The organism is Arthrobacter sp. CMU6 (assembly GCF_059090205.1).
In genome coordinates this window covers 39,520-52,363 of record NZ_JBNHFL010000010.1, presented here as the reverse complement: position 1 = coordinate 52,363, position 12,844 = coordinate 39,520, and the positions used below count along the sequence as shown (strand labels likewise).

The following is a 12,844-nucleotide window of genomic DNA, read 5'->3' as shown; positions in this document are numbered from 1 at the left end:
CGAGCCTAGCCAATACAGCCGCCGTTCCGGTACCGGCACGCTGTGGGCGCGCCGGTACCGGACCTTGACCCCGAAAGACTAGTGGCCGGCGTCGTACCAGCTGGTGCCGACGCCGATCTGGACTTCCAGCGGAACGCTGAGGTCAGCGGCGGCAGCCATCTGCTCCGTGACGAGCTTTTCGACGGCCGCGCGTTCGCCCTTGGCCACTTCCAGCACGAGTTCATCGTGGACCTGCAGCAGCATGCGTGATTTCAGTCCCTGCGCAGCCAGTTCCGCGTGCACGCCCAGCATGGCGCGCTTGATGATATCCGCGGCGGAGCCCTGGATGGGCGAGTTCAGGGCGATGCGTTCGGCGTTCTCCCGCAGCTGCCGGTCCGTGCTGGTGAGGTCCGGCAGGTAGCGGCGCCGGCCCTCGATCGTGGCGGTGTAGCCGTCCACCCGGGCCTGGTCCACCACGCCGCGGAGGTAGTCCCGCACGGCACCGAACCGGTCGAAGTAGTCCTTCATGAGGTTCCTGGCCTCGTCCACCGAGATCTCGAGCTGCTTGGACAGGCCGAAGGACGTCAGACCATAGGCCAGGCCATAGGACATCGCCTTGACCTTGGAACGCATCGCGCTGGTAACCTCGGCCGGCGGCACGTGGAAGATGGACGAGCCCACGAAGCGGTGCAGGTCCTCCCCCTCGCGGTAGGCCTCGATCAGTCCGGCATCCCCGGACAGGTGCGCCATGATGCGCATTTCGATCTGCGAGTAATCCGCGGACAGCAGGCACTCGTAGCCGTCGCTGACCACGAAGATGCCACGCACGCGGCGGCCTTCCTCGCTGCGGATCGGGATGTTCTGCAGGTTGGGGTTGTTGGACGAGATGCGCCCGGTGGCGGCCACGTTCTGGGCGTAGGTGGTGTGGATCCGCCCGTCCTCCGCCACCGACTTCTTCAGCGTTTCCACCATCTGCCGCAGCTTCGCCGATTCACGGTGCGCCATGAGCTGGACCAGGAATTCGTGCCCGGTCTTCTCCAGCAGGTTCTTCAGGGATGCGGCGTCCGTGGTGTATCCGGACTTGATCTTCTTGGTCTTGGGCAGCTGCAGCTCATCGAAGAGGACGGTCTGCAGTTGCTTCGGCGAGCCGAGGTTCACCTCATGGCCGATCGCTGCGAACGCCCGTTCCTGGGCGTCATCGATCACCCTGGCAAGATCCGCCAGCTGCTCGTCCATGAGCTCCATCGAGACGGCGATGCCGGTCTTCTCCATGTCGGCCAGGACACGGCTCACCGGCAGTTCCAGCGTGGCCAGCAGGTCCTCGGCTTTGCGGTCCTTCAGTTCCGATTCGAAGTACCGGCTCAGTTTGTGGACGACGGCGGCCACCTGGACCAGCGCGCCGGACGCCGCGGCGGTGTCGTCGTCGAATGCCAGCTCCAGCTGGCCCGCCTTGGCGGCCTCGGGCGTGATGTGGATGTTCAGGTGGAACTGGGCCAGTTCGGCCAGTTCATAGGTGCGGCGGTCGGGCTGGATGAGGTAGCCGGATATGGAGGTGTCATCCACCACGCCCTCCAGGCCGAACCCGCGGTTGGACAGCGCCTTCAGCGCCGCTTTGTAGCCGTGCATCACCTTCGGCGAGTCCGCGTCCCGGAGCCACTGCGCCAGGACGTTTTCCGCGTCGGCGTCCAGCGTGGTGAGCTCCACGTACGCGGCGGCGTCGTCCCGGACGATCGCGACGGCGTCCGCGTCTTCGCCGATCCGGCCGGGCAGCACGTCCACGGCGAGGGCAGAGCGCTGCCCCGCCCCTGCTTCTAGGAAGGCCCGGAGCGCGTCCGCATCCGTCAGCACGTCGAAGTCCCGGGTCTCCAGGGCTTCGCGTTCCGGTGCCGGGGCCTCGCTGGCGTAGAGATCAAAGAGCCGGGTGCGGATGGTCTTGAATTCCAGCTCATCGAAGAGCTCCTCGAGCGCCTGCTGGTCCGGCCGCGGATCAGCCAGCTCGTCCAGCGTCACCGGGAGGTCAAGGTCGGTGTGGAGCTGGTTCAGCTTGCGGTTGCGCTTGACGGCGTCCACATTGGCGCGCAGCGATTCCCCCACCTTCCCGCCGATGGCATCGAGGTGTTCCAGCACGCCTTCGAGGCCGCCATAGAGGTTGATCCACTTGGCCGCCGTCTTGGGCCCGACGCCGGGGACGCCCGGCAGGTTGTCCGCGGTCTCGCCCACCAGGGCCGCCAGATCCGAATAGCGGGAGGGGCTGACGAAGTACTTTGCCTCAACCGCGGCGGCGTCCATGCGGGGGATATCGCTGACGCCCTTCTTCGGGTACAGCACGAACACGTTGTCGGTGATGAGCTGGAACGCGTCGCGGTCGCCGGACACGAGCAGGACCTCGTAGCCGGCCTTCTCACCCATCGCTGCGAGCGTGGCCAGGATGTCGTCCGCCTCGTATCCGGGCATCTTGATGGTCTTGATGCCCCACGCGCCCATGACCTGGTCAATGAGGTCGATCTGGCCGCTCATTTCCCGGGGCGTCTCGTTGCGGCCGCCCTTGTACTCGCTGTACTCGGCCTTGCGGTGAGTGGTGTCATCAGAGACGTCGAAGGCGACCGCGATGTGGGTGGGCTTCTGTTCCTTGATCAGGTTGATGAGCATGGACGTGAAGCCGTGGATGGCGTTGGTGTGCTGGCCCCGGGCGGTTGAGAACTTGTCAGCCGGGAGGGCAAAGAAGGCCCGGAAGGCCATGGAGTGCCCGTCCAGCACCAGGAGCCGGGGCTGGTCCGTCAGGGGAATGACGGGAGCCTCGGTGGCCGACACCGACGGGGCGTCGGGCGAGGACACCTGAATGTCCTCAAGGGTCTGGGTTGTGGACGGAATTAGGGCCGGTTTGGTTGTTTCACTCACAGGTGCCAGCCTAGTTGCCATGATGGACAATTTCACGCCCGGGCCCGCCGGTGAGGCCAGCCCCACAGAGGCCGGCCCGGCGCCGGAACCACACTCCGCCGCCGCAACGCCTGGCGCGGTTGAAGCGCCAGCCGAGGTGGAAGCCACAGCAGAAGCACAGTTCAGGGAAGAGCTGTTCGCCGCCGGCGTCCCGGAACACCTCCACGACTGGCTTGCCGACTACGGCATCGGTGCCCTGGTGGTGAAGATGGGGATCCGGTTCCTGGAGATGAGCCCCGAACGGTGCGTGGCCACAATGCCGGTGGAGGGGAACACCCAGGTGGCCGGCATCCTGCACGGCGGAGCACACGTGGTGCTGGCCGAAACGCTGGGGTCGTTTGCCGCCGGAATGCATGCCGGCCCCGGCCGCCAGGCGCTGGGCATCGAGGTCGGAGCCACGCACCACCGCGCCGTTTCAACGGGCACGGTGACCGGAACCTGCACGGCCATCCACCTCGGCCGCACCCTGACCACCCACGAAATCGTGATGACCGACGAGCAGGGACGCCGGCTGTCCACGGCGCGCATCACCAACCTCATCCGGGACGCGGGCCGCTAGACGGAGCACTGGCGCGCCCCCAAAGCTAGCGTCGTCCAGGCCAGCGGTAGCGGAGCTCCACGATCCCCCGCCCCTGGGGACGCGCCTCCTGCAACTCAAGTGGCGCCGTCGGGCCCTGGGTGAGGGGAAGGAGCCGCTTTCCGCTGCCAAGCGCCACGGGGATGACCGAGACGATCAGCTCGTCCAGCAGACCGGCGCCGGCGAACTGGGCGGCGAGCTCGCCGCCGCCCACCAGCCAGATATTTTTGCCGCCGGCGTCACGCCAGAGGTCGTCGATGAATTCGGTCACCTCGCCCCGCACGAACGTGACGTCTGCCCCCGGCGGGGCGCTGAACTCGTGGTGGGTGAAAATCCAGCAGGGCGTGCCCGGGTAGGGCCAGTTGCCTGGCTCGTGCTCCATCAGCCACTCGTAGGTGGTCCCGCCCATGACGATGCAGCCGACGCCGGCCATGAAGGTGTCATAGCTTTCCTTGCCGCCTTCGAAGCCGTCGAACTGCAGCAGCCAGGCAAGATCGTCGTCTGCGGTGGCGATGAAGCCGTCGAGGGAGGACGCAACGTAATACTGGACACTGGACATGCGCCCAGCCTAGCCATTCCGCTTCCCTCTTCCCAGAGTCGGTCCGCTCGCGAATCGTTCCGTTCGCGGATCCGTCCGTTGGGTCGAGCCGTCCGGTCGGGCCGCTAGCCGCTGAAGTACGGGATGATGAGGTAGAGCCCGAACAGCACGGCGATTCCGCAGAGCCCGAAGCAGGCGTAGGAGAGGTACTTGACCCACGCCGGCGCTGCCACCTGACGGTCACCGGCGATGGCGGTGAGCCGGACGCCCAGGGAATAGAGGACTACGACGGTCACGGCGGCGACCAGTGTGGCGCCGGCTACGGTGAGGAGTTCCAGCCACTTCATCGCTGCGGGCCCTTCGGGTCGTTGTTCTTGGCGCGCTCGGCGGCGCGTGCCCTGGCGAGGGCCTTCTTCTTCGCGAAGCGGACTGCCTGCCCGGCCTCTTCGACCTCGACCGCGTTGTGGTGGCCCACCTGGGATTTGCGGGACACCAGGAACATGTACAGCACAGCACCTGTTCCGGCCACGGCCGCGATCACCACGCCGACAACTCCGGTCTTGACCAGCAGCGCGGTCAGGGCACCGACAATGCCGGCGGCGGGAAGCGTGAAGAGCCAGCCGAGGGCGATCCGCCCCACCATGCCCCAGCGCACCGTGGTGCCCCTGCGGCCCATGCCGGAGCCGATCACGGATCCGGAGGCCACCTGCGTGGTGGACAGGGCGAAGCCCAGGTGCGAGGAAGCCAGGATCGCGGAGGCGGTGCTGGATTCGGCCGCGAAGCCCTGGGCCGGCTTCACCTCGGTGAGTCCGGCGCCCATGGTCCGGATGATCCGCCAGCCGCCGGCGTAGGTTCCGATGGCGATGGCGAATGCGCAGGCCGCGATGACCCAGAACTGCGGGCCTGAACCCGGCTCCTGCGTTCCTGCCGCGATCAGCACCAGGGTGATGATGCCCATGGTTTTCTGGGCGTCGTTCGTGCCGTGGGCCAGTGCCACCAGGCTGGAGGTGAAGATCTGGCCGGTGCGGAAGCCGCCGCGCTTCTGCGTGAGCTTGCTGCCCGTCTCCGGGTCATGCCGGGACGTGAGCGCGTAGGCGATGCGGGTGCAGACGTAGGCCACAAGCCCGGCGATGAGCGGGGCGAAGACGGCGGGCAGAATGACCTTCTGCAGCAGCGTCTCAAGGTTGACGGAGTGGAACCCGATGCCGGCGACAGCGGCACCGATGAGGCCGCCGAAGAGCGCATGGGAGGAACTGGAAGGCAGTCCTTTGAGCCAGGTGATCATGTTCCAGAGGATGGCGCCCATGAGGCCGGCGAAAATGATCTCCGGGGTGATCTGGACGCCGCCGGACCCCTCCCGGATAATTCCGCCCGAAACCGTCTTGGCAACTTCCGTGGACAGGAACGCGCCCACCAGGTTCAGGGCTGCCGCAAGGGCAACCGCAGTCTTCGGCTTGATGGCACCGGTGGCAATGGGCGTGGCCATCGCGTTTGCGGTGTCATGGAAACCGTTCGTGAAGTCGAAAAATAACGCCAGCGCAATGACCAGCGCCACCATGAAGGTGATGTCCACCTGTTGCCCAATCTGCAGAGTCTACGTTCAGCAGTTCCACTTCCCCTGCCTGCACTGCACAGCATAGTTCACCCGGTGTTCAGCGACTGTTAAAGGGGTGGGCGGAGAGGCAGGGCAGGCTTGAAACCTTATCGATGGTACGCGTCCTGCAGACGAGGTCCAACCTGCAGCGCGTAGGCTCTGTCACACCTGCCGGTCCGGACGCCGGGCAAAGGCGCGGATGACCTCCAGGTCTCCCGGCGACAAACCGGTCCGGGGATCCGGTGAGACCAGCAACGCCCGGCGTCCAAGGATCCGCGCCCACGCCTGCGCGCGCCCCTCGAAGGCGAGCTGGTCGTCCACCCAGATGATCCGCTCCGGCGTGTTCCTGCCCACATCGTCCTGGATCGCTTCCAGCTTCCACCATTCCGCTCCGCTTCCCGCCCCGTCGGCGGTCAGCACCGGCCAGAGGCTTCCCTCCAGCCCGGTGACCGGGCAGAGCACGGTGGGCGCCAGTTCCTCCCAGCTGGTGAGCCAGACGCAGCGGAGCCAGGGCCACAGCGACAGCCGGTTCAGGGCCGCCACCAGCTCTGCCGCGTAAGCCACCTCCAGCATCCCTGCGTAGGCGTAGTGCCAGGCTGAGCCCCACGGCGTGGTGCCCGTCGGGCCGAACGGGCACACGACGCCGTCGACGTCGAGGTACAGGGTGACCGTGGCCTCCGGGTCTCCAATCAGCCCGGGGTTTCCATTCAGCGCGGCGTTTCCCACGGCACTCCTCCAACGCCTGTCACCGGCGATGGACCAACGCTACGGAACGGCGGCAGGGCAGGGCAATGCTTTCAAAGTGCAGTGCTTTCAAACAGCAGTGCCCCACCCGGTGCGGGTTTCCTACGCAGGAACTTTAGCCCGCTCGGACGGCGCGGGAAGTGCTGCGGCGGGCACGCCGTCGCCGTCCTGCCCGTACAGCCAGTCGTTGTACTGGTAGTCGCCGTCCTTCCTGCTCTTGAAGAGCAGGTTGCGCAGCGTACGGGCCAGCCCGGAGACGTGCCAGGACTCGCCCCAGACACGCGCGGTGCGCTGCACCCGGGCGGTGCGCGCGGCGCGGGCTGCGTTGAAGGCTGTGATGGCGGCGTCCCAGCCGCCCGCGTCGGGGCCGTCCTCCGTGAAGACGGTCCCGAGGCTGGCCTCCTGCAGGACGGCGGCGTCCTCGAGGGCCTGGCAGGCGCCCTGGGCGAGGTACTGGAGCATGGGGTGCGCGGCGTCGCCTATCAGGACCATCCTGCCGGCCACCCAGTTTTCGATGGGGTCGCGGTCGTACATGGGCCAGCGAATCCCGGTGGCAAGATTTTTCAGCGCTTCCCGGACCGCCGGGACGCAGTCCCGGTAGGCCGCCTCGAGCTCGTCCACTCCCCCGTACTGTTCCTCGCCGCGTTCGAAGGAGGCCGATTTGAAGACGGCCACGGTGTTGAGCAGCTCGCCCTTCCGCAGCGGGTACTGGACCAGGTGGCAGTCCGGGCCAAGATAGACAATCACGTCCTCGAGGTCGCCCTGCGGCGTGTCCGCCGTAATGGGAACGGTTCCGCGGTAAGCAACGTACGACGACGACACCGGGCCGTCCTGCGCCACCTCGCGGCGGAGGGTGGACTTGAGTCCGTCTGCCCCCAGAACGACGTCGGCCTCGTAGGTGGAGCCGTCCGCCGCCTGCGCGGTGGCGCGGCCGTCCACGGTCCGGACGGTTTCGACCATGACATCGTTCACCAGGCGGACGCCGGCGTCCTGGCAGGCCTCGAGGAGGATGCGGTGCAGGTCGCTGCGGTGGATGACCACGTAGGGGGCGCCGTAGCGTTCCTCGAAGCTGCCGCCCAGGGGCTGCCGGGTGAGCTCCTCGCCCGTCACGGCGTCCCGGAAGACGAGGTGCTTGGGCCGCACACCGATCTCCAGCGCCTTCTCCAGCAGGCCCCAGCGCTTGAGGACGCGGGAGGCGTTGGGCGCCATCTGCAGGCCTGCCCCGACTTCGCCGAACTCCGGCGCCCGCTCCAGCAGGGTGACCTCGGCGCCGTTTTCGCGGAGGGCGAGGGCGCCGGCGAGGCCGGCCATTCCGCCGCCGATCACCAGGACGTCGGTGGACGGGTTCGGGTTAGACATTGTTGACTCCTACAGGGGTTGGGGTTGGGGTTGGGGTTGGGGTTGGGGTTGGGGTTGTGCGGATGGTTTTGACGCCGACGGCCACGAGAAGAAGTGCTGCGACTGCGGCCGCCCCGGCGAATGCCAGGAAGTTGGAGTTGACGCCCAGGCCGGCCACCAGCAGCAGGCCGCCGGCCTGCGGGGCGGCCACCGCGCCGATCCTGCCGACGCCGAGGGCCCAGCCGAGGGCTGTCCCCCGCAGGTGGGCGGGGTAGTGGCTGGCCACGGCGGCGATCACCAGGCACTGCGTTCCGTGCGTTCCTACGCCGGCAAGGACCAACATCAGGTACACCACGGTGACCGGCGGCCCGGTTACGAGCACCAGGAGGGCGACAGCGGCGACGGCGGCTGACGCGACCGCCGTCGGGATGGGGCCGAAGCGGGTCCCGGCCCAGGCTGTGACAACGGAACCGGCGACCGCGCCGAGGTTAAGGGCCAGCGCGAACGTAAGCGCCGAACCGAGGTTGTAACCGGCCAACTGCATCAGGTTGGGCAGCCAGGTCCCCAGCCCGTACCAGGCAAAGAGCGTGACAAGCGTGGCTACGGCGTAGAGCACGCTTATGCCCAGGAAGGGCGCCCGGAGCAGGGAGCCGAACCCCGCGCGAGGGGTTGTGGTTCCGGCCGCCGGCCGCATGCCTCCGGCAGGCGGCAGGGTCTCGGGCAGGTAGCGCAGGCCCAGCGGGATCACCACAGCCAGGGCCAGCACCGCAACGAGGAACATGACGGGCCAGCCAAAGGCCGGGATCAGCGGAATGCCGGCCAGCGCGGCCAGCGATCCGCCGATCGGCACGCCGGACATCATCAGGGTGGCTATGGTGGACCGCCACTTCGCGGGTACAAGTTCCGCCACGAGGGCGTTGGCCGAAGGCACGAGCCCGCCGAGGCCGATGCCGGCCAGCAGCCGCAGCGCGCCGAAGACGTAGGCGTTTGGGGCGAAGGCGCAGAGGATGGTGAACACGGAGAACAGCACGGCGCAGCCGAGGATGGTCCGGCGGCGGCCCCAGGTGTCGGCCATCCGGCCCGCGAAGACGGCGCCGATCATCATGCCGGCGAACGCCATGGACCCGACCGTTCCGGCGGTTGCCTTTGTCAGCCCCCAGCCGGTGTCGTTGATGAGGGCCGACTGGACGGTCCCGTAGACGATGAGGTCGTACCCGTCGAAGACCACCAGCAGCCAGCAGACGAGCACGGCCATTGCGGACTGTTTGGAAAACCGGGGCTGCGTCGCTGGCGAAAGGACCGCTCCGGGCGCGGGCCGCTCCGTCGCTGCAGCGGAAAATGTGTGATTCTTGCCACCAACTCTCATCGCTGTAGCCGGTGCCCTCCAATAGAATTCTGTTATGCAGAACTTGCCGCTTCAGAAGAAGCCCACGTATTCGATCGAGGCGGTGGACAACGCACTGCAGCTCCTGCAACTGCTGCGGGACGGGGGCAGCCTGCGGCTCAAGGATGCGGCCACGGAACTGGGGGTGGCCCCGTCCACCGCGCACCGCCTGCTGGCCATGCTTGTGTACCGGGGCTTCGCCGTCCAGGACGAAACCCGGCGTTATGTCCCCGGGCCCGCCATGGGCGCCGGGCCGGCGGGCGTCACCTGGACCCGGCTGCTGCGGAACCTGGCACGCCCACACATGGAGCTGCTCAGTTCCCGCCTTAATGAGACCGTAAACCTCATGATCCGGGTGGGCACCAAGGTCCGGTTCCTGGAGACGGTGGAGGGAACCAGCGCCCTGCGCGTGGGCGACAGGCAGGGAACAGTATTGCCGGCGAACAAGGCCTCGGGCGGGAAGGCGATGCTGGCCGAGCTGGAGCCGGCGCTGATTGAGCAGCTGTTCCGGAGCCAGAATGCGGAAATTGGCGGCGACAGCATTCCCGACGCCGAGTACCCGGCGTTACTGCGGGAGCTGGAAACAATCCGCGGCAACGGTTTCGCGGCCAATTTCGAGGGAACCGAGGAGGGCATCAGCGCCTTGGGGATGGCCCTGCACAACGGCAAGGGCGAGGTGGTCGGCGCCATCAGCGTAGCCATTCCGGTCACCAGGTTCCGCGCCGTGTTCGACGCCGGGCTGGTCCCGGTCATGCTGGAAACGCGCCGGCAGCTGGAGATCGACATCGCTGCTAATCCTGCCGAGCCCAGCTGACGCAAAGCGCACCGCGGCCAACAAATTCTGTCTGCCAGAATAGCCTCTCGTTTAAGGCCGCGCTGTCCCTAACCTCGGTAGTACGCCAAGACGTCACATACCCACCGAGGAGGCCCGCCGTGTCCATCAGCGCCGAGACCACGACCCACGAATCAGTTGCCGCCGCCCATCCGGCCCCGGAGCCCACGCCGGAGGAGGCGGTGCAGCTCGAGCAGCTGTACCGCGACTTCGACGAGGAAAACCTGATTCCATTGTGGACGGAGATCGGTGACCTGATGCCGATGGTCCCCACGCCGAAGGCGGTGCCGCATGTGTGGCGATGGAACGACCTGTACCCCTTGGCTGCCCGCGCCGGTGACCTGGTTCCCGTGGGGCGGGGCGGCGAGCGGCGGGCCATAGCCCTCGCCAACCCGGGGCTGGGTGGCACGCCCTATGCGACACCGACGCTGTGGGCGGCCATCCAGTACCTGGGCGCCCGTGAGACCGCCCCCGAGCACCGGCACTCGCAGAACGCGTTCCGCTTCGTCGTCGAGGGCGAAGGCGTCTGGACCGTGGTGAACGGGGACCCCGTGCGGATGTCCCGTGGCGACTTCCTGTTGACGCCGGGCTGGAATTTCCACGGCCACCACAACGACACCGATGAGCCGATGGCGTGGATCGACGGCCTGGACATCCCGTTCGTGCATTACGCCGACGCCGGGTTCTTCGAGTTCGGCACAGAGCGCGTCACCGACGAAGCCACTCCGGACATCTCCCGCTCGGAGCGGCTCTGGGCCCACCCCGGCCTGCGCCCGCTGTCCGGCCTGGACAACACCACCAACTCCCCCATTGCGGCGTACCGCTGGGAACATACAGACGCCGCCCTCCGCGAGCAGCTGCTGCTGGAGGATGAGGGCCACCCGGCCACCGTGTCCCAGGGCCACGCCGCCGTCCGCTACACCAACCCGACCACGGGCGGGGACGTGATGCCCACCATCCGGGCCGAATTCCACCGGCTCCGGGCCGGTGCCGCCACGGAGGGCTTGCGCGAGGTCGGTTCCAGCGTCTGGCAGGTCTTCGACGGCACTGGCAGCGTATTGCTCAACGGCGAAAGCAAGGAACTCGCCAAGGGCGACCTGTTCGTCGTCCCGTCCTGGCAGGAGTGGTCGCTGCAGGCCGGGAGCGAGTTCGATCTGTTCCGCTTCAGCGACGCCCCCATTTTTGAACGGCTGAACTTCAACCGCACCTACACCGAAGGACGCAAGAACGCATGAGACTCCTCACCCTCCGCACTTCTGAAGGAACGAAGGCCGTCCGCCAGGACGGCGACACCCTCACCGAAATCGACGGCTTCGCCGACGTCGGCGAACTCCTCCGCAGCGAAGATTGGGAGACCACGGCGAAGGCGGCCAACGGTGCAACGCACGCGCTCGACGGCGCCGACCTCGCCGCCGTCGTCCCCTCCCCCGGCAAGATCATCTGCGTCGGCCACAACTACCGCAACCACATCAAGGAAATGGGCCGGGAAGTTCCGGAACACCCTACGCTGTTCGCCAAGTACGCCGAGTCCCTGATCGGCCCGAACGATGACCTGGCCCTGCCGCAGGAATCGGACACGGTGGACTGGGAAGCCGAGCTCGCCGTCGTGATCGGCAAGAAGGGCCGCCGGATCAGCGAAGCCGACGCAGCTGGCCACATCGCCGGCTACTCAGTGCTGAACGACATCAGCATGCGTGACTACCAGTTCCGCACCGTGCAGTGGCTGCAGGGCAAGACCTGGGAAAACTCCACCCCGTTCGGCCCCGCCCTGGTCACCAGGGACGAATTCAGTGCCGGACCGCTGATGACCTCCGAGGTGGACGGCGAGATCCAACAGAGCACCCCCACCGGGGACCTCGTGTTCACCCCGGAGTTCCTGGTCTCCTACATCTCCACGATCATCACGCTGAACCCCGGCGACGTGATCGCCACTGGCACCCCCGGCGGGGTGGGCCACGCCCAGGACCCCAAGCGGTACCTGCAGGAGGGCCAGGTCCTGGTCACCACCATCGAGGGCCTGGGCCAGCTGACCAACCGCGTGGTCAAGGAAGCCTGATGGTCGCCCGGCAAGACCTCGCCACCGACCCGGGCCTGCAGGAAGAACTCCTGCAGGCCCGGCGGGGCACCGCGTTCTTCGCCCGCAAGCTCAATGAACTCACGGACGATGAACTCGACGGAGGCTCCCTCCTCCCCGGCTGGACGCGCCGCCACGTCGTGGCCCACGTCGGCTACAACGCACGGGCGATCGCCCGGCTGGTGGAGTGGGCCGCGACCGGGGTGGAGACACCCATGTACCCCTCCACCGAGGTCCGGGACCACGAGATCAACTTCGGCGCCACGCTGAGCCCGATTGCCCTGCGGAACCTCTTCGACCACTCCGCCGTGCACCTGTCCGTCGAATGGCGCGACCTGCCGGACCGGAACTGGGCCAGCGAGGTCAAAACCATCCAGGGCCGCACCGTCCCGGCAACCGAAACCGTGTGGATGCGCACCCGCGAAGTCTGGATCCACGCCGTCGACCTTGGCAACGGCGCGACCTTCGCCGTCATCCCGGAGACCGTCCTGGAACGGCTCCTGCGGGACATCACCTCCGCCTGGCACGCCCGCGGCACCGATGCCGGGCTGCTCGTCCGGGTGACGGGCACCGACCTGGAGTTCGGTGACAAGGACGCGGCACAACCCGTCACGGTCAGCGGCCCGCTCGCCGCCGTGGCTGCCTGGGCCGCCGGACGGACGGGCGCAGCAGGCTGCGGCGGCGTCACCGCCGCACACGGGACCGTGCTTTCCGACGTTCCCGCCGCCCCGAAGTGGATATGAGGCTGACGCGGACCTGAGGCGGAAGCGGATTCGAGTCCCGAAGCGGTTCTGAGGACGGCCAAAACGCAGGGGTAGACTGTGCCCGTCAGCGCTGGAGCGGAACC

Annotated in this window: 12 protein-coding genes; 5 read left to right on the top strand and 7 right to left on the bottom strand. The window is 67.5% G+C overall.

All coding sequences use genetic code 11. The features are described 5' to 3' along the window. Positions 1-78: 78 nt before the first annotated feature. Positions 79-2,718, bottom strand: a complete 2,640-nt coding sequence (gene polA, locus AC5RWD_RS09015) for a DNA polymerase I (RefSeq protein WP_494019761.1) — start codon at positions 2,716-2,718, stop codon at positions 79-81. A gap of 178 nt (positions 2,719-2,896) precedes the next feature. Here polA and AC5RWD_RS09010 point away from each other — a divergent pair, with 178 nt between their 5' ends. Continuing rightward, complete coding sequence (locus tag AC5RWD_RS09010) at positions 2,897-3,475, top strand: hotdog fold thioesterase (RefSeq protein WP_494019688.1); 579 nt, start codon at positions 2,897-2,899, stop codon at positions 3,473-3,475. Between the two features lie 25 nt (positions 3,476-3,500). Here AC5RWD_RS09010 and AC5RWD_RS09005 read toward each other — a convergent pair whose 3' ends face one another. From AC5RWD_RS09005 to AC5RWD_RS08980, 6 genes are all read right to left on the bottom strand, one after another. Beyond that, a complete protein-coding gene (locus AC5RWD_RS09005; protein ID WP_494019687.1) occupies positions 3,501-4,052 on the bottom strand; it encodes a dihydrofolate reductase family protein in 552 nt (183 codons plus the stop codon). A 104-nt stretch (positions 4,053-4,156) separates the two neighbouring features. Then, complete coding sequence (locus AC5RWD_RS09000; protein WP_494019686.1) at positions 4,157-4,378, bottom strand: hypothetical protein; 222 nt, start codon at positions 4,376-4,378, stop codon at positions 4,157-4,159. After that, on the bottom strand, positions 4,375-5,604 hold the full coding sequence (locus AC5RWD_RS08995) for an inorganic phosphate transporter (RefSeq protein WP_494019685.1): 1,230 nt from the start codon (positions 5,602-5,604) through the stop codon (positions 4,375-4,377). Before AC5RWD_RS08995 ends, AC5RWD_RS09000 begins: the two co-directional genes overlap by 4 nt. A 183-nt stretch (positions 5,605-5,787) precedes the next feature. Then, a complete protein-coding gene (locus AC5RWD_RS08990; protein WP_494019684.1) occupies positions 5,788-6,351 on the bottom strand; it encodes an HAD domain-containing protein in 564 nt (187 codons plus the stop codon). Positions 6,352-6,471: 120 nt separating this feature from the next. After that, positions 6,472-7,728 (bottom strand): FAD-dependent oxidoreductase, encoded by a 1,257-nt coding sequence (locus AC5RWD_RS08985; RefSeq protein WP_494019683.1) that lies wholly within the window; start codon positions 7,726-7,728, stop codon positions 6,472-6,474. Beyond that, positions 7,721-8,962, bottom strand: coding sequence for an MFS transporter (locus AC5RWD_RS08980; RefSeq protein WP_494019682.1), 1,242 nt, complete (start codon positions 8,960-8,962; stop codon positions 7,721-7,723). The genes AC5RWD_RS08985 and AC5RWD_RS08980 overlap by 8 nt, the downstream gene beginning before the upstream one ends. A gap of 145 nt (positions 8,963-9,107) precedes the next feature. Here AC5RWD_RS08980 and AC5RWD_RS08975 point away from each other — a divergent pair, with 145 nt between their 5' ends. From AC5RWD_RS08975 to AC5RWD_RS08960, 4 genes are all read left to right on the top strand, one after another. Next, entirely contained in the window at positions 9,108-9,905 is a 798-nt protein-coding gene (locus tag AC5RWD_RS08975) for an IclR family transcriptional regulator (protein WP_494019681.1), read from the top strand. 119 nt (positions 9,906-10,024) lie between these two features. Further along, a complete protein-coding gene (locus AC5RWD_RS08970) occupies positions 10,025-11,158 on the top strand; it encodes a cupin domain-containing protein (RefSeq protein ID WP_494019680.1) in 1,134 nt (377 codons plus the stop codon). Then, positions 11,155-11,979 carry a fumarylacetoacetate hydrolase family protein gene (locus tag AC5RWD_RS08965; protein WP_494019679.1) on the top strand — a complete coding sequence of 275 codons (825 nt, stop codon included), beginning with the start codon at positions 11,155-11,157 and terminating at the stop codon, positions 11,977-11,979. The genes AC5RWD_RS08970 and AC5RWD_RS08965 overlap by 4 nt, the downstream gene beginning before the upstream one ends. Then, a complete protein-coding gene (locus AC5RWD_RS08960; protein WP_494019678.1) occupies positions 11,979-12,740 on the top strand; it encodes a maleylpyruvate isomerase family mycothiol-dependent enzyme in 762 nt (253 codons plus the stop codon). Before AC5RWD_RS08965 ends, AC5RWD_RS08960 begins: the two co-directional genes overlap by 1 nt. Positions 12,741-12,844: the final 104 nt, after the last annotated feature.